Source organism: Mesorhizobium sp. P2_C4, from assembly GCF_056404575.1.
Genome location: NZ_JBFUDT010000008.1, coordinates 158,503 through 174,550, shown reverse-complemented (window position 1 = coordinate 174,550; position 16,048 = coordinate 158,503). Strand labels below are relative to the sequence as shown.

Here is a 16,048-nt window from a genome sequence, read left to right as displayed (position 1 = left end):
ACATCCTGCTCCCGATATCGGACGTAACCCGAGTGAACATAGCCAAACATCCGGTCAAACGCTCTCTCGTCTTCTTTCTGGTGCCGGATTTCACCATGCTCGCCTTTTCGACCGCACTGGAGCCGATCCGCATCGCCAACCGGATGCTCGGTTACGAAGCCTACAACTGGCGGCTCGCCAGTATCGATGGGCAGCCCGTGTCCGCTTCGAGCGGCGTATCGTGTACCGTGAACACGTCGTTGGAGGACGAGCGGCGTAAGATGACTGGCCCCGAAAGGCCGTCAATGGTCATCGTCTGCACCGGCATCAACATCGAACGTTATTCGAACAAGTCGGCCTTTGCCTGGTTGCGCGAGGAACATAGTCGCGGCGTTGCGATCGGGGGCCTCTGCACCGGTGCGCATGTGCTGGCGGCGGCCGGGCTGCTCTCGGGCAAACGCTGCGCCATCCATTGGGAAAACCTGCCGGGCTTCGCCGAGGCATTTCCAGAGGCCAATGTTTTTGCCGACCTTTTTGAGGTCGACCACAATATCTATACATGCGCCGGCGGCACGGCCGCTCTCGACATGATGTTGAAGCTGATCGGTGATGATTTCGACGACACTTTGGTCAGGCACATATGTGAGCAGGTGCTGACCGATCGAGTACGCAGCCCGGGCGATCGCCAGAGACTTCCTCTGCGGGCACGGCTCGGCGTTCAGAACTCCAAGGTGCTGACGATCATAGAACTTATGGACGCCAACCCGTCCGAACCCATATCGATCGGTGACATTGCCGACCAAGTCGGGCTTTCGCGACGGCAGATCGAGCGTCTGTTCCACGGCGAAATGGGTCGCTCCCCCGCCCGCTACTATTTGGATATCCGCCTCGAGCGCGCGCGGCATTTGCTGATCCAGACATCCTTGCCCATAGTCGATGTGTCCGTAGCGTGCGGCTTCGTTTCGGCGTCGCATTTTTCCAAATGCTACCGAGAACTCTACGCCCACACGCCGCAGCAGGAGCGCCTGGACAGGAAACACCCCGCCGCAGAATAAACGTCACCCAGTTTTGTGACTTTCACGGCCAGTTAGCCAAGCAGTTTGCACGTTCATGAACGTCGCGCCGCGCAAGCAAAACCACCAAGCCTGGCTGACTCGACACAGGGCTTCGCAGACGATCTTTGGTCGCTCCGCAGCACCCGCGGCAGGGCGCTGATCGGTGTGGGCCGCGTGGATCTACGTGCATGGCGGAATGTTCAACCGGACGCCGCAAGACTCGCAGTGCGCCCCGGCTCGATGAGTTTCGACCTCATACTGTCCAACATTCTCAAACAAACCTCGGCAGCCGGACAATTACGTTGTTATAGATGACTGCGTCGATACCTTCGGTCTAAAGTTTTCCAGAAACAGTGCTTGTAGAAACTCCATAAAAGCTGTGACCTTCTGAGGGCGGAAGCTGGTTGGCAAGTGGACCATTTGAATGCTGATTGACCCGGATGGAAAACCGCAGAGTACCGGAACCAAGGTGCCGGATTTCAAGTCATCCATCAGGAAGATATCGGGACATTGCACCAGGCCAAAACCAGCGCGGGCGAATTGCAGGCACGTGGTCGCGCTGTTTACTGAGAACCGCCCCATTATCGGAACCCGCTGGAGTGTACCCTTGATCTCAAATGGCCAGCTGTTGGGGTCACTGTCATTCGTGTCACGAATACAACTATGACTGGCTAAATCGTCGGGATGGAGAGGCACGCCAAAACGACCGAGATAATTCGGACTCGCAACGACCAGCCGGGATGTCTGTCCAATTTTTCTGGCCACCAAAGCGGAATCCCTTAAATTGCCGATGCGAATTGCCAAGTCAAAACCCCCTGCAGCCAAATCCACCTGACTGTCCGACATGTGCAGGTCCACGGTCAGTGAAGGGTGTTCCGATAAGAACAGCCGGGTCGCGTCGCTCACAAAACTTTCGCCGAAAGATGCGGGCACTGCGACTCTTAACTTGCCGATCAATCGCTCACTGGGGGCCTTCAGCCGGATTTGCACAGCGTCATTGACCTCAAGGATTTTACGGCATCCCTCCAAGTAGATTTCACCCGCCTCAGTCAAAGACAAAGAGCGGGTCGTCCGATGCAAAAGCTTTTCCCCAACCCGGGTTTCGAGAGTCGCCAGATATTTGCTAACCAACTTGTTCGTCAGTCCTAGCCGATCCCCAGCGCCTTTGAACGAGCCGCATTCGACAATTGAGATGAAGGTGCGCATTCCATCAATGAGATCCATGATTATCTCCACGGCAGCGATTGTCATTCGCCATTAGCGCCGTTTTTCGGGTCAAGCAAATATCTTAGATATGTCTGGACGCGTGGTGCCGCCGCGTCGGGAATCCTCGGCATTCTGAGTTGTGGGCACTGGACGTTCGAATCGCCGCTGGGCTCGGCAACTCAGCTTCGACAACGAGGCAACTAACAATCCAAGCTGGAGATGAGACGATGGCAACGAGTGATGCGCCGGTTACGATATCCCGGGTTTCACTAACGGTGAATGACCTCGACCGGATGGCAAGCTATTATCGGTCTGTCCTTGGTCTACAACTCTTGCATAGCGACGGTGAAATTCGCCAGCTCGGGGTGGAAAGTAACATCCTACTCGAGCTCCGTCAGGATCGACACGCAAGGCAGTACCCGTTTGAGGCGGGCTTGTTCCACAATGCGTTCCTTCTTCCAAGCCGCGTCGATCTGGGGCGCTGGCTCCGGCACATTCAAAAGATGGCCGTACCCTTGACCGGAGCCACAGATCACGGGGTCAGCGAGGCCATGTATATGCGGGATCCCGAAGGCAACGGAATTGAGGTCTATGTCGACCGGCCGCGAAAAAGTTGGATCTTTGAAGACGGTGAGGTCCAAATGGGGTCGCAGCCAATCGACTTTGACGCGTTGTCTGAGGCGTCACCAGGCGCCTGGCGGGGCGCCCCTTCCGGGACTGTTATTGGGCATGTGCATCTTCAGGTTGGCAACATGGCAGAGGCGGACAGATTCTTTCGGGATCAACTGGGCCTGACGTGCACCGCAAAGAGGCCTTCAGCTGGATTCTATGCCTGGGGAGGATATCATCATCATTTTGCAGGCAATATCTGGAACAGCGACCGAGCAGGAAAAAGAAGCGCCGACGCAACGGGACTGGCGGAAATTGAACTGGCGGTCGCCGGGGCGTCTACGTCTCTGAAGGGCGGCATGTATACCGACCCCTGGGGGACCCAGATTGTGGCCCCTGCACAAGCACCTGACGATCGGCGTCGGCGAAGAGAACCAGATCAGCGGGCGCAATGACTACAAGCACCATTGCACCTCGCTGTTTGCCGCCCTCATTGGGCGCTCCTGGTGGCCGATCTCGCGGAAACAGCCGCAAAACGTCAGCGAACCGTCCAGGGCCACGGGGGAAGGCACCCTTCAGCGGTTCGAGAAAGTTCACTCTCAGTCAAATCGGATTTCGCTCTGGGACACGACTTCAAGGCTCGTCTGATGCAGGGTCAAGCCTGCAAAAGAAGGATGCCGGGAATGCGCTTTGCGGGAAAGACAGCACTCATTACCGGTGGAGGAACAGGAATCGGGGCAGCTGTCGCGCGGCGGATTTGTTCTGAAGGCGGCAATGTCGCTCTCGTTGGACGTCGCGTCGAGCCGCTTCGCGCCGTTGCGGACGAGATCGGTGCTTATGTATTTTCGGCGGATGCAGCGGACGGTGCGGCAATGAAAGCAGCGGTCGCCGCCATCATCGAGCGTTTTGGATGCATCGATATTTTGGTTGCCAACGCCGGAGGTCACGGCGTCGGGCCGACAATCGCGATGCCAGACGCGACATGGGATCTTTCCGTCAGGCTCAATCTCAATACAGCATTCGTCAGCGCCCGCGAATGCCTGCCGCAACTCATCGAGCGAAAAGGCACGATTGTGGTTGTGGCCTCGATTGCTGGCCTTTTCGCAGGGCCTGATGCCGCAGGTTATGTCACCACCAAGCATGCCTGCATCGGACTGGCGAAATCGCTGGCGCGCGATTACGGCCGCTTCGGCGTGCGCACGAATACCGTCTGCCCCGGTTGGGTGACGACCACCATGGCCGATGAACAGATGCAATTCCTCGTGGAGAGGAAGGGGCTGAACAATATAGAGGAAGCCTACGCTCTGGTGACCAAGGACGTACCGCTTGGGCGGCCTGCGCGTCCCGAAGACGTCGCCAACGCCGTCTGCTTTCTTGCATCGGGCGAAGCTTCGATGATCAACGGCGCTATTCTCACGGTGGACGGCGGTGCGGGCACGGTCGACCTGCCGACACTTGCATTCGCTCAATAAATGCCAAACAGGAGGAACCCTCGGAGTGACCCAACAGAACCCAAAGGACTGGAAAACATATGACCAGTTCGCCTATGGCATCGATGCCAACCGACTGCCCGCAACCAGCGCCCTGTCAGGCTCTTCCCACACAATCACCTTCGATGATGGCCGCAAGCTCGATTTGTCCTTTAGCAATGGCAAGGTGACATGGTCGGACGGCACCAACTCCGCCCAAGACAGCGCCGAAGTCATCGAGGTTGCGGAAAACACGTTCTTCATCGAGATTATTTTCGCAGCGCGCCCGAAAGAAGCCGAGACAATTATCCTCAACACGGCAAAAGGCCGTGCCCTTTCAATCTATTCGATCGTGCGCGACAAGGAACTGTCCGTCGGTGAACCGCAGGTCGCGCAGATATTCCGCGCCGGCACGACGGGCGCTGCCGCAAAAGACATCTCCGCGCCTGCCGAAAGCCGCGACCTGATCGGGCTGCGGGCTCACTTCACCTACAGTCCCAACCATGTCTACGAGCACACATATCTGTCGTCGCAGCGCTATGCCTGGCAGTGCCTAGTCGGTGTCCAGCGCGGACACGGCGACGTGGACCTGACCACCACCTACAAATTCGACGATGATCAGTACGTCTTCACCTTCCGCGAATTCAAGATCGCGGTCGCGTCTACCTTCTTCTATAATTTCAAGGATCTGCGCTCGACCGGCAAATTCCTCGGTATCACCGGCGACGGCCACATCCAGAACAGCCCGGCCGGCGCCTTCATCCGCAAGGCATCCAAGACCTATTACCTGCCCGGCCAGGAGCCGGTGTGAAAACACGGGGACGCGATGATGAAGACAGCCTACGAACTGGTGAAAGCACATTACGAAGCAAACGACCGGCATGACATAGCCGGCATGATTGCCGATATCGCCGACGACTGCCGCTGGACTGAGATGGAAGGCTTTCCCTGCGCAGGCACCTATATCGGCGGGCCGGCCGTGGTCGAAAATGTCTTCAAGGCGTTAGGGAGCACCTTCGACGACTATACCTTCACTCTTGAGCGGCTACTGGATGCCGACGGCTCGGCGATCGGCCTCGGCACCTATACCGGCACCCACAAGAAAACAGGAAAATCCTTCAGCGCCCGCGTGGCTCATGTGTGGGGTGCATCGGGCGGCAAGATCCGCAGTTTCGAGCAATTTACCGACACATTGCGTGTCGCCCAGTCCATGGTGTAGCGAGATCGCCGCCCGGGTCATGCCTGGCGGCGGCAATCGCTTGGCGTCATGCCATGGCGGTGTCGAAATGCCCGAGAAAAATGCGAGGTGGACGAGAAGCCAAGCGAAAAGGCGACGTCGGTAATCGAGCGTGCCCTCTGGTCTTGCCTTTGCAGACAGGCGCGGGCGTGCTCAAGACGCAAACCCCAGACATAGTCCGAAGGCGTGGTGCCGTGTTGATCGAAAGCGCGATAAACGTAACGCTGCGAGCAGCCCATTCGCCGGGCGATCAGCTCAACCGAGAGGTCCGGACAAGAGAGATTGTGAGCGATGAACGCCTTAACGCGCTCCAGAAGAAGGTCGAGTGGCGGTCGCGGCATTTGAGGCAATGGGTCAGGTCTCCCATCGATGAGACCGCGAACCAGCTCGATCATCGCCGAGCCAATACCGGCGCGGGCTGAAGCACCGACAGTGTCCGCTTGTGCCATCGTTGAGCGCATCATTGCGAGCAAGATCGGCACGAGGCCGTTCTCCTCGGGAAGTATCGGACTCTTGAGCCGATGCAGCACCGCTTGCGGAAAGCGGCCACGGGGCAGCTGCAACATCAAGAGGCGTACCGGTGTTTTGTTGACGAGCCGGTAAGGGCGGGTGGGATCATAGATAATTGGAGCATTGTTGCGAAAGACACTTAGTGATCCGCCCTGCTCAAGCACGGACTGGCCGGTAGACTGGATGATGAGCTTCACGGCATCGGGATCGAAGGAGCGGGCGGCAACGCGCTCTCCATGGACGGTGTGAATTCCAGCCTGCAACTGCGACAGCCTGCAATCACCCAATGGCAGCGAGGCCAACCTGCGGCCGGTCTTGTGTTCGCCGGGAAATTCCAGCCGAACATTCCCGAACAATTGAGCAGCGGCGCTGGCAAATTCACAGCCCGTCGCAATTCTGGTCGCGCGGTATGGTACATGGTCGATGCGGGTCACCGGGACGGGTGGTGGCATGCTGTCTGCAATTTCCATGACGGACCTCCTGCCCAGGCGCGGCTCGCGCCCATTCGGGCTAACCGGTTTTGTCTTCAAACTCCTACTGTGCCAGATAGGCGCCGTGCAGAATGTCGGGCTGTTCACGCAAGGTCGCCGAGGGCCCATCATAGACGAGACGCCCACGTTCAAGCACCATGGCGTGCGTTGCAAGCCCCAGCGCCAGATGGGCGAACTGCTCGATCAGCAGCACGCCGATACCCTGCGCCGCAGCAAGCGTCAGCGCCTCCGCCAATCGCCGGACGACCCCTGGCGCCAAGCCGAGGGACAGTTCGTCAACGATCATGAAATCGGGACGGGCGATGAAGGCCTGCCCCATCGCCACCATCTGCTTTTGGCCACCCGACAGGTCGGACGCCGATTGACGCCGCCGCTCGGCAAGTTCGGGAAAGATCGCATAGACGCGCTCGAGCCCGGAACGTCGGCCCTGGGTGGTACGATCAAGAGCGGCAACCAAAAGGTTATCCTCTACGCTGAGCGCGCCAAGCACCCTATGCCCTTCCGGAACCAGCGCCACGCCGTGGCGGCGGATATGGTCCGGCGAAAGACCGTTCAGCGACACCTCTCCGAGGCGGATCGTTCCGCTTTCAAGCGGAAGCGCGCCGGCAAGCGTCATGACCGTCGTGGATTTGCCTGCGCCATTGGCGCCCAGCAACGTGCTGATTGTGCCGGGACGCACGGTAAATCCGATGCCGTGCAGGACGCGCTTGCCACCGCGATTGACGACAAGATCGGAAATGGTGATCGAGCGCACAGCCATTTCAGAACTCTCCCAGATAAGCGCGACGAACATCCGGGCTGGCCAGAACATCATCGGTGGGACCCAGTGCCAGCATCCGGCCATAGTCCAGCACCAGCGTTTCGGTACACATGGCACGGATCAATTCCACGTCATGGTCGATGACCAGAACCTGCGCGCCGTATTCAGCGGGAATGCGCAGGATCAACTCCCGCAATACACCGCTTTCCTCATTGCTGAGGCCGGCCGCGGGCTCATCCAGCAGGATCAGCTTCGGCGCGCCAACGACGCATTTGCCGAGTTCCACCAGCCGGCGCTGGAACAGGTTGAGAGAACCGCCTAGTCTGGCGCCGACGGAACCCAGCCTGACAAACTCCAGCGCCGCCGAGACCGCATGGAGCCTAGCCCTCGCTGGCAAGACATGATCGGCAATGGCGGCGAGGTTTCCGGCAACAGTCAGATCCTCGACAACTTGCTCCGTCTGGAACGAACGGCGAAGGCCGGCACGAACCCGCTGCAGCGGCGAAAGCTCGAGCAATGCCTGCCCGTTCAACGTCACCTTGCCTTCGATCGGCCGCAGGAAACCGGACAGTACGTTCAGCAGCGTCGTCTTGCCGGCTCCGTTGGGGCCAATGAGGCCGGACACGGGCGCTGCGAGTTGCGCCGTCAAGCGATCGATTGGTCGCACACCGCCGAATTGAACGACCAGATTCTCGATTGCGATCATGCCGCACCGTCCTTGCCCTTACGGGCGCGCAAACGGTCTATGAGTCCGGCGATCTGTCCGGCGATGCCTGCGGGCGCCGTTGCCAGCGCCTGGAACAGCGCCGCGCCAAAAATACCGATGGTGACGTAGCCGTCGATTCCCAGATCGGTGAGGAGGGCAGGAATGGCTCGCAGGAGAAGACCCGCGATGAGCGCGCCGTACCAATTATAGACCCCGCCGACGACGGCGAGCGCGAAGAGATTGAGGCTTTCGAAGGCGGTGAAGGCACGTCCATCGAGTTGTCCGACATTACCGGCCAGAAGTGCGCCGGCAATGCCTGCAAGAAAGCCGCTGAGCGCGAAAGCCCATGCCTTGTAAATGAGCACCGGCACTCCGGCTGATATCGCCACCGTCTCGCCCTTGCGGATCAGCGCCCAGGCACGGCCGGGTCGGGTTAACTTGTGCCATTGGACAACCACCAACCCCATCGCGGCTATGCAACTGACATAGAGAAAATACGGCACGGCCTCAGCTGCCATAGCCGGGCGAGACAACATGGCTCGGCCCGCGCCATCGGCACGACCAAGAAATCCGCTACCGCCATCAGGAAAACCCCAGGCACTGATGATGATCTGGAAAGCGCCTGCGACCATCAAAGTGACCAGAGCGAGGTAAAGCCCGCGCAGTCGCAAAGCCGGCAAACCGAATGCAAGACCGATCACCGAAGCGGCGATGCCGCCAGCAAGCGCACTCACTTCGAAAGGCGTATGAAGGCCATGGCCGACGCGAAGGGTAACCCAGCCACCAACGCCCACCAGTGCAAATTGGCAGAGCGAAACGAGGCCCAACTGACCATAGAGAATGGCAAGCCCGGCAACCGATAGAGAAAGAGCTACCGCAGAGGTGGCCGCCGATAGCCAGAAGGAATTGGCGGACCATGCGATGGCGGCAGAAAAGACTGCCATGGTCACTGGAATGGCGAGGAGGTCGCGGCGCGCGAAACGCGCGGCACCGGTTCCCGAAAAAGTTTGAGCCACCGGATTTGCCATGATCATCGGTCCTTCAAGCCGGCCTGCGCCGTACTTCCCAAGATTGTCACGGCGATCAAGGCGATGATGAAGGGCGCGGCGGCACGATAGGGAGAGATGGTGGCGAGCGGCGTCAGAACGGCTTCGACAATACCGATTGAAAGCCCTCCCAAGGCGGTAATCCACAAGGAACGCAACTGCCCCAGAATCGCCGCCGCAATTGCCGGAATAACGAGAAAGGTGAGAAAGGTGCCTTGCAGGCGGACCAGATCGCCGAGCAGCAGGCCGGCCAGGCCGGCGAAGACACCGGTGATCAACCAGGCCGCGGTTTCCGTATGCCGGATGCGGACACCCAAAATTGAACTTAGATCCCTGTCATTGGCAAGCGCGCGCATATCGAGGCCAAGCCGTGTCCGGGTCAGAAGCAGGGTGATTGCGCCGACCATCGAGACGGCCAGCACCAATGCAAGAATGCGCGTAAATGTGAGGCGGACACCGAACAGCGTCATAAACATCTGGTCGGTGGGAAATTGCAGCCTGCGCGGAAGTTCGCCCCAGATGACGCCCATGGCGGCAATCAGCACGAGTGCCAGTGCCAGCGTACCGACTGCCCGTACGACCGTGTCCCGGTGGGACAACAGGGGAGCAAGGAAGCTGCCATAAAGGAAGCTGACGAGCGTCGAGACTGCTACCGCGGCGAGGATCGCCGCAGCCAACGGAAGCCGCCATTCCAGCAACTGCCAGGCGACATGGGCGCCCAGCGCACCAACCGCGCCAAAAGCGAAATTGAGTACTCCTGTCGCCCGGAAAAGAACAACGAGACCGACGCCGGACAGGGCGTAGACAGCCCCTATTCCGAGACCTGATACGAGAAATGGCAAGAAGGTCATGAGCGGAATCCGATGTCGAGGCCGCAAGAAACGGCGGGCAGTCCTATCCCGTGGGCCAAACCACGGGATAGTGCGTGACGCCTTGATTTACGGTGCGAGCCCGGTGCTCTTTTCATAGGCCCGGATGTCGGCCAACTCCGGATCGGGCGATGGCGAGCAACCGGAAATCACCTTCCACTTGCCGGCTTCGCTGACCGCCATGCGCGTCGTCGAATTGGCATTATGGCGCGGCTGACCCTCCCCGAAATACCAGGGGGTGCAGAAGATATCGCTGGTAAAGTTCTTGACCTTGCGGACAGCAGCACTGGTGCTTTCGCGCGTGATGTCCTTCGGATCCAGCGACATCAAGGCCTGCTCGGCGATACGGGCCGCAAGATATCCGGCCTGAGCAAACGTATCGCGCGGGTCGGAAGGCTGACCATACGCGTCCATGACGGCAAGCCAGTTCTGGTTGTCCGGCGTCGCGGCCTCGAGATCGTTGAACTCCATGTTCACATAGAAGTTTCCGTCCCAGCCAGCACCGATCGTCGCGGGCACCGACAGGTCATAAGCCGACGCGGCACTGAGGAACTTGATGGTCTGGTTGAGGCCCTGCTCTTCGGCCGCCGTCAGCAGCGGAATGGTGACGCCCTTGGGTAGGCCAAGAATAATGACATCGGGCTTCGAAGCCGCCGCCTGCAGGATCGTCGATGTCGAGTCGGCAGTCCCGGGATCCATCAGGATCGTTTCGGCCGTAAAGCCTTTCTCCTTGGCCAGCGACGCAATGCCGTCGCAGGACCACGTACCGACGTTCGGGATGTTCGGGCCGATGCAGACGACCGACTTCGCCTTGAGCTGGTCCAATGCATAACCCATGGCGCCCAGCATGGAGACGCGTGGTCCCGCATTCGCGGCCGCGTAGTTCTCGGCAAAGAAGCATTCGCGAGGAACGCCAACGCCGGCGACGACGACAATACCGGACTTTTTGTAGAACTCGGCGTTTGCGCCACATTCGACAAAGCTCGAATTGCCGACCATCAGCACCGCCTTCTCGTCGTTGACGAGCTTGGCGGCAAGCTGAGAAGCGATTTCGGGATTCCACTGATCGTCCTCAACCAGGTATTTGACCGGCCGCCCGTGAATGCCGCCCTTGGCGTTGAGGCAGTCGAAATAGGCCTTTGCCGCCTTGGTCGAGTTCGAGAAGTCGTCCGGCCCGGTCTTCCCGGTAATCGCGCCGATGACGATTGGTTCGCCAGTGGCAGCCTCCGCGCCATTGGCGCCGCAGGACGCCGCGGCATTGGCGCCGAATGTGGATATCAGAAATAGGGTCAGCCCTGCGGCCAGACCTGCAAGAGTATGTCTCATGGTTCCTCCTCCTGTGTTGATGAAAGTCACACCGGCAGACTTTGAGCAGCCTCCTCCGCCACCCGTAGCTACCGTCAGCCCGATATTTGCCGCCCCGTCATGAAAGCGGCGGCCTTGGCCGCGATCATCATCACAGGGGCATTGGTATTGCCCGAGACAAGCGTCGGCATCACCGACGCGTCACACACCCGCAATCCTTCCACCCCGTGAACCTTGAGATCCGGCCCGACCACGCTCATCCTGTCGTCTGTCCGCCCCATCTTGGCGGTACCGGCTGGATGAAACACGGTCTTGGTTGTCTGACGGATATAGTCCCGAAGCGCCTGCGGATCGCTTTCCACACCAGGCTTCGGCAGTACCCGGCGCTTGACCAGCCTGGCCAGCGCCGGCGCTTCCAGGATGCGGATCGCGATCTCCACGCCACGCACCAACGTTTCGAGATCGGCGGGATCCGACAGCAGATTGGCGTTGAACAGGGCCGTATCCTGTGGTTCGGCCGACCGCAGCCGGACGGTTCCGCGCGACCGCGGTCGCAGATAACAGGGACCGATGCTCAGTCCGTGACCCGGCTCCGGTTCGCGATCGACGAACCCGACCATTGCCGGCAGGACGTGAAACTGCACATCCGGCTGGCCGGTGCCGGCCGTATCCACAAACCCGCCGCTCTCGACCACGTTCGACGAAAGCAGGCCGCGATGAGTGGTGAGGTAGCGCAGCATGTGCAGGGCCGCGCGCCAGCCATTGTCATGGCCGAGCATCGAAATCGGCGCATAGGTTTCACCCTGGACGGGCACCTCGAGATGATCCTGATAATTGGCCCCGGTACCCGGCAGATCGGCGATCACGCCAATGCCGTGTTGACCAAGATGTGCCGCATCGCCGATGCCCGACAGCTGCAGGATCTTTGGGGTTGCGAGCGCTCCCGCAGTCAGCGCAACTTCCCTGGAGGCGAGGAAACGGGTACCGTCGAGGAGCTCGACGCCGGTGGCGCGTTTGCTTTCGAACAGGATACGGGCCACGCGCCGCTCGGTCAGCACCGTCACATTTGGCCGCTTTTCCGCTTCGCGCAGAAAGGCCTGCGCCGAACTCCAGCGACGGCCGTTGTGCGTCGTGGTCTGATAGAAGCCGACACCTTCCTGTTCGGGACCGTTGAAATCCGGGTTGAAAGGTATGCCAGCTTCAGTAGCAGCCTGAACGAAGGCCTCGCTCAGCGGATGACGATACCGTGAATTGGACACATGCAGCGTGCCCGCCCGGCCATGGAATGGGCCGCCCATCGTCTCGTTGTTCTCAAGCGAACGAAAGGCGGGAAGCACGTCATCGTAAGACCAGCCGGTGCAGCCCGTTTGTGCCCAGGTGTCGTAATCGTTGCGATGGCCGCGGATATAAATCATCGCATTGACCGAACTGCCGCCGCCCAGCACGTTGCCCTGCGGCACGATGCTTGGCCGGCCGTTGAGCCCACTGTCCGGCTCGGATGCATAGGGATGGACGGCTTCGCCTTTGCCCAGCACCTTGAAGAAGGTCGCTGGAATGTGAATCCACGGGTCGCTGTCCCGCTTCCCGGATTCTATCAGCAAAACAGTATTCTTCGGATTTTTCGACAGCCTGTTTGCCAGCACGCAGCCTGACGATCCACCACCGACAATGATGTAATCATATGGTGTCATGGCTCAGCTCAGCATGGTTTGGATGGTGGTGAATTCCTTCAGCCCATCGACGCCGAACTCGACGCCGATGCCTGACTGCTTGACGCCGCCGAAAGGTGCATTTGGCTGGATGGCGCCGTGATTGTTGATCCAGACGGAACCGCATTCCAGCTGGCGCGCATAGTGGCGCGCCTTCTGAGGATCGGCTGACCAGACGGAACCGCCAAGCCCGGCGGGATTGGCATTGGCGCGAGCAATTACCTCATCGATATCGCTGTAACGGATAATCGGAAGCGCCGGGCCGAACTGCTCCTCATCCACCAGGCGAACACCGTCGGTCACATCGGCGACGAGCGTAACCGGGTAGAAGTAACCGGGACGGTCCAGCGGGGCGCCGCCGGTCAGGATGCGGCCACCGTTGGCGCGCGCATCATTGATCAGTTCGCGCACCTTGTTAAACTGCGCTTCGTTTTGAATCGGACCCAGCGCACTGGTTTCATCAAGGCCGTCGCCTACGATAATTCTCGCCGCGTATTCGCTAAGCGCCTCGCATACCGCCTCGTAGATACTGTCATGGACATAGAGACGTTTCAGGGCCGCGCAGGTCTGGCCATTGTTGATGAAGGCGCCCCAGAACAAGCCTTCGGCGATCTGCGCCGGATCAGCGTCTGGAAGGACGATGCCGGCATCGTTGCCGCCAAGTTCCAGCGTCAGCCGCTTGAGCGTCGCCACCGCCGACGCCATGACCTTTTTTCCGGTCTCGGTCGATCCCGTGAAGGTCATCTTGCCGACGCCTAAGTGCGCGGAAAGAGCGGCGCCGATGCTATTCTCGCCAGTGACGACGTTGACGACGCCTGCGGCTAACACCTCATTGATGATTTCGACCAGCCGGATCGTCGACAGCGGCGTCAAGGGTGAAGGCTTGATGACGACCGTATTTCCGGTACGAACTGCTGGAATGATATGCCAGCAGGCAATCATCACCGGCCAGTTCCAGGGCGTGATGGCGCCAACGACACCGATTGGCTTGCGATGTATCTCGACACGACCTTGGTCGTTGTCCTGCAGCACTTCGATGGGCAGGCTGAGTTCGGCGGTATGGCGGGTCCAGGCGATCGCCCCTCCAATTTCGAAACGCGAGCCGAGGCCACCCAGTGGTTTTCCCTGCTCCAGCGTCAGAAGGCGGGCAAGCTCTTCACTGTGGGCTGCAATCTTTTCCGCGATGGCGCGGCATCCAGCCTGCCGTTCTTCTTCCGAACTCCGGCTCCATCCCTTGAAGGCCGCTGACGCCGCGGCCACGGCACGGTCAAGATCCGCCGGCGTTGCCAGCGGCATTTCCCCCACGACAGCGCCGGTTGATGGATTGCGTATGTCGGCATACGCGGCAGTATCGACGCGCGCTCCATCGATGATCAGGCTATACTGCTTCACAATAGGCTCCTCCCGTAGCTATGGGAGGACTATGCCGCAGGGGAAAAACACCGTCTTGGGCTGGAACGCGCTACGACTTGACCTGAAACGCGACGCGGAGCGCCCATAAGGCTTTAATGCCCGGGTGCCGATACGGGCCTCAGCAGATCCCTCGGCGCGCAGTCGAACAGTTCCTTGAAGCTGCGATTGAAATAGGAGATATCGTTGAAACCGGCAGAATATGCCACTTCGGCGATGGTCTTCGCACCCTTCTGATCCTTGGTCTGCTCTATCTTTTCGCGCACGAAACGCAAACGTTTGTCACGGATGACCGTCGTGCAGGTCATGCCCAGTCCCTGAAAATCCTCCTGCAGCGTGCGGATCGAAACGCCGATGCGCGTCGCCAGCCATTTGGCGCACAGATCACTTTCTGTCAGGTGCCTGTCGATCAGGATATCGACCATCTGAAGCCGCCGTGCGGTGCTGTCGTTGAGTGCCGACATCGTATCGCCGCTCGAAACGAAGGCCTGACGTGTCGCGCTGAACATCAGGTGCCGCAGATTGGATGAGGTGGCGTCTGATTGGGCCGTGGACATGATCTTGGCGACAAGCGCACGCAGCATCATCGCCATCGGATCAAAGGCTTCCAGCTTGCGGGCGATATCAAAATCGACGTCGCTTGCGGAATACATGATCTGGCGAGGCAGATGCAGCGACAGATGATTGCTGAACTGCCCGCCGAAATAAAAGGTCGTGGGCCGGGTCGAATCCACCAGGATGCAATCGCCGACGTCCAGGACCGCCTGCTGCCCAACATGCTCTACACCACACGAGCCCTCTAGCTGCATGATGAGGAAGAGGTGCTCGTTGGCATCCTTGCGGATATCGTCCCAATCGCGATGAACGCGATCAAGATCGTTGGAGACATGGGCAAATTCCATACCGCAGACATCGACCCGGCGGGCCGCGCCGGTTACGACGCCGTTGTGTTCCATAGCCCTCGGATTGAAACTGCCGCAAATCGAGCGCAGGTCATTTGTCCATTGATCGTAGGGCACGGGGGTCCAGGCTCTTTGCATCAGGTCTTGATTCTTCAGTAGCTCCAACTCTGCCTCCCAACAGCGTTAGCCCAATACACGTCCAACGCCACCATCTCGTCCGTGCGGCGGCCCTGTCGGTGTGGCAGTCGGCAACCAAGGTGTCGCAACCCGAAAGCCTTGTCAATGATTAACACGTTAAATAGTCTCGGGCCTTTCTGTTCTTCGTACTGTGCTGCGTCATCTCCGGCGATCTTTCCAAGGTTTCGTCATCCTGGAGCGGCAAGCCGCCGACAGCCAATATCGAAAGCTTCGATCAAGCCGACCTCCTCGGAAGGAGGATTGAATTTGCTTGACAAGGCACGATATATTTAACATGTAAATTATATTACCACCTGGACGTTGTCAAAGCGGCTGCCGGCCCCGGAGCCTTCAAGCACATGAGGATTCCATCAATGGACCTTCGCGACCCCTCTTTGCTTCGCCAGGCCGCTCTCGTTGGAGGGAACTGGATCGAAGCTGATCCCATCCATGCCGTTGCCGTAACGAATCCAGCGACAGGCGAGCTAGTCGGCTACGTTCCAAAGCTCGGCGCTGCCGAAACGCGCATCGCCATTGAGGCGGCTCGCATTGCGCAGAAGGGGTCGGAACAAGAACTGCTCAAAATCGTACGCTAAGGTCGAACGGAT

15 protein-coding genes and 1 pseudogene are annotated in these 16,048 nt (G+C 59.5%); 6 read left to right on the top strand and 10 right to left on the bottom strand.

Annotated elements, in window-relative coordinates:
* Positions 1-32 precede the first annotated feature (32 nt).
* Positions 33-1,034: a GlxA family transcriptional regulator gene (locus AC1DX6_RS25870; RefSeq protein WP_477318591.1), complete on the top strand. Its 1,002-nt coding sequence runs from the start codon at positions 33-35 to the stop codon at positions 1,032-1,034.
* 297 nt (positions 1,035-1,331) lie between these two features.
* Here AC1DX6_RS25870 and AC1DX6_RS25865 read toward each other — a convergent pair whose 3' ends face one another.
* The gene (locus AC1DX6_RS25865) at positions 1,332-2,258 is read right to left on the bottom strand and encodes a LysR family transcriptional regulator (RefSeq protein ID WP_477318589.1); all 927 of its coding nucleotides are present in this window, start codon (positions 2,256-2,258) and stop codon (positions 1,332-1,334) included.
* Positions 2,259-2,467: 209 nt separating this feature from the next.
* Between AC1DX6_RS25865 and AC1DX6_RS25860 the strand changes: the two genes are divergently transcribed.
* From AC1DX6_RS25860 to AC1DX6_RS25845, 4 genes are all read left to right on the top strand, one after another.
* Positions 2,468-3,304 carry a VOC family protein gene (locus AC1DX6_RS25860; protein WP_477318587.1) on the top strand — a complete coding sequence of 279 codons (837 nt, stop codon included), beginning with the start codon at positions 2,468-2,470 and terminating at the stop codon, positions 3,302-3,304.
* 228 nt (positions 3,305-3,532) lie between these two features.
* Entirely contained in the window at positions 3,533-4,321 is a 789-nt protein-coding gene (locus tag AC1DX6_RS25855; RefSeq protein ID WP_477318585.1) for an SDR family NAD(P)-dependent oxidoreductase, read from the top strand.
* 25 nt (positions 4,322-4,346) lie between these two features.
* The gene (locus AC1DX6_RS25850) at positions 4,347-5,129 is read left to right on the top strand and encodes a MoaF C-terminal domain-containing protein (RefSeq protein WP_477318583.1); all 783 of its coding nucleotides are present in this window, start codon (positions 4,347-4,349) and stop codon (positions 5,127-5,129) included.
* Positions 5,130-5,147: 18 nt separating this feature from the next.
* The gene (locus tag AC1DX6_RS25845; RefSeq protein ID WP_477318581.1) at positions 5,148-5,537 is read left to right on the top strand and encodes a nuclear transport factor 2 family protein; all 390 of its coding nucleotides are present in this window, start codon (positions 5,148-5,150) and stop codon (positions 5,535-5,537) included.
* A 17-nt stretch (positions 5,538-5,554) separates the two neighbouring features.
* Here the strand turns inward: AC1DX6_RS25845 and AC1DX6_RS25840 are convergent, their stop codons facing one another.
* From AC1DX6_RS25840 to AC1DX6_RS25800, 9 genes are all read right to left on the bottom strand, one after another.
* Positions 5,555-6,535, bottom strand: coding sequence for a helix-turn-helix domain-containing protein (locus AC1DX6_RS25840; RefSeq protein ID WP_477318579.1), 981 nt, complete (start codon positions 6,533-6,535; stop codon positions 5,555-5,557).
* A gap of 64 nt (positions 6,536-6,599) precedes the next feature.
* Positions 6,600-7,316: an ABC transporter ATP-binding protein gene (locus tag AC1DX6_RS25835; RefSeq protein ID WP_477318577.1), complete on the bottom strand. Its 717-nt coding sequence runs from the start codon at positions 7,314-7,316 to the stop codon at positions 6,600-6,602.
* A gap of 1 nt (position 7,317) precedes the next feature.
* Entirely contained in the window at positions 7,318-8,022 is a 705-nt protein-coding gene (locus tag AC1DX6_RS25830) for an ABC transporter ATP-binding protein (RefSeq protein WP_477318575.1), read from the bottom strand.
* Positions 8,019-9,050 (bottom strand): branched-chain amino acid ABC transporter permease, encoded by a 1,032-nt coding sequence (locus tag AC1DX6_RS25825; RefSeq protein ID WP_477318573.1) that lies wholly within the window; start codon positions 9,048-9,050, stop codon positions 8,019-8,021. The genes AC1DX6_RS25830 and AC1DX6_RS25825 overlap by 4 nt, the downstream gene beginning before the upstream one ends.
* Positions 9,051-9,052: 2 nt before the next feature.
* Positions 9,053-9,919 (bottom strand): branched-chain amino acid ABC transporter permease, encoded by an 867-nt coding sequence (locus AC1DX6_RS25820; protein ID WP_477318571.1) that lies wholly within the window; start codon positions 9,917-9,919, stop codon positions 9,053-9,055.
* 87 nt (positions 9,920-10,006) lie between these two features.
* Positions 10,007-11,263, bottom strand: a complete 1,257-nt coding sequence (locus tag AC1DX6_RS25815; RefSeq protein ID WP_477318569.1) for an ABC transporter substrate-binding protein — start codon at positions 11,261-11,263, stop codon at positions 10,007-10,009.
* A 74-nt stretch (positions 11,264-11,337) separates the two neighbouring features.
* Entirely contained in the window at positions 11,338-12,933 is a 1,596-nt protein-coding gene (locus tag AC1DX6_RS25810) for a GMC family oxidoreductase (RefSeq protein ID WP_477318567.1), read from the bottom strand.
* 3 nt (positions 12,934-12,936) lie between these two features.
* Positions 12,937-14,343 (bottom strand): aldehyde dehydrogenase family protein, encoded by a 1,407-nt coding sequence (locus AC1DX6_RS25805; protein ID WP_477318565.1) that lies wholly within the window; start codon positions 14,341-14,343, stop codon positions 12,937-12,939.
* A gap of 113 nt (positions 14,344-14,456) precedes the next feature.
* A complete protein-coding gene (locus AC1DX6_RS25800; protein WP_477318723.1) occupies positions 14,457-15,401 on the bottom strand; it encodes a helix-turn-helix domain-containing protein in 945 nt (314 codons plus the stop codon).
* A gap of 413 nt (positions 15,402-15,814) precedes the next feature.
* Here AC1DX6_RS25800 and AC1DX6_RS25795 point away from each other — a divergent pair.
* Positions 15,815-16,003: pseudogene (locus AC1DX6_RS25795) on the top strand (succinate-semialdehyde dehydrogenase (NADP(+))); the annotation flags it as partial.
* Positions 16,004-16,048 lie beyond the last annotated feature (45 nt).

What these genes read in the sequence shown, in the direction of transcription:
- AC1DX6_RS25820 (WP_477318571.1), bottom strand. Translation starts at nt 9,919, where the DNA reads ATGACCTTCTTGCCATTTCTCGTATCAGGTCTCGGAATAGGGGCTGTC.
- AC1DX6_RS25865 (WP_477318589.1), bottom strand. Translation starts at nt 2,258, where the DNA reads ATGGATCTCATTGATGGAATGCGCACCTTCATCTCAATTGTCGAATGC.
- AC1DX6_RS25840 (WP_477318579.1), bottom strand. Translation starts at nt 6,535, where the DNA reads ATGGAAATTGCAGACAGCATGCCACCACCCGTCCCGGTGACCCGCATC.
- AC1DX6_RS25830 (WP_477318575.1), bottom strand. Translation starts at nt 8,022, where the DNA reads ATGATCGCAATCGAGAATCTGGTCGTTCAATTCGGCGGTGTGCGACCA.
- AC1DX6_RS25810 (WP_477318567.1), bottom strand. Translation starts at nt 12,933, where the DNA reads ATGACACCATATGATTACATCATTGTCGGTGGTGGATCGTCAGGCTGC.
- AC1DX6_RS25855 (WP_477318585.1), top strand. Translation starts at nt 3,533, where the DNA reads ATGCGCTTTGCGGGAAAGACAGCACTCATTACCGGTGGAGGAACAGGA.
- AC1DX6_RS25815 (WP_477318569.1), bottom strand. Translation starts at nt 11,263, where the DNA reads ATGAGACATACTCTTGCAGGTCTGGCCGCAGGGCTGACCCTATTTCTG.
- AC1DX6_RS25835 (WP_477318577.1), bottom strand. Translation starts at nt 7,316, where the DNA reads ATGGCTGTGCGCTCGATCACCATTTCCGATCTTGTCGTCAATCGCGGT.
- AC1DX6_RS25845 (WP_477318581.1), top strand. Translation starts at nt 5,148, where the DNA reads ATGAAGACAGCCTACGAACTGGTGAAAGCACATTACGAAGCAAACGAC.
- AC1DX6_RS25800 (WP_477318723.1), bottom strand. Translation starts at nt 15,401, where the DNA reads ATGCAAAGAGCCTGGACCCCCGTGCCCTACGATCAATGGACAAATGAC.
- AC1DX6_RS25860 (WP_477318587.1), top strand. Translation starts at nt 2,468, where the DNA reads ATGGCAACGAGTGATGCGCCGGTTACGATATCCCGGGTTTCACTAACG.
- AC1DX6_RS25825 (WP_477318573.1), bottom strand. Translation starts at nt 9,050, where the DNA reads ATGGCAAATCCGGTGGCTCAAACTTTTTCGGGAACCGGTGCCGCGCGT.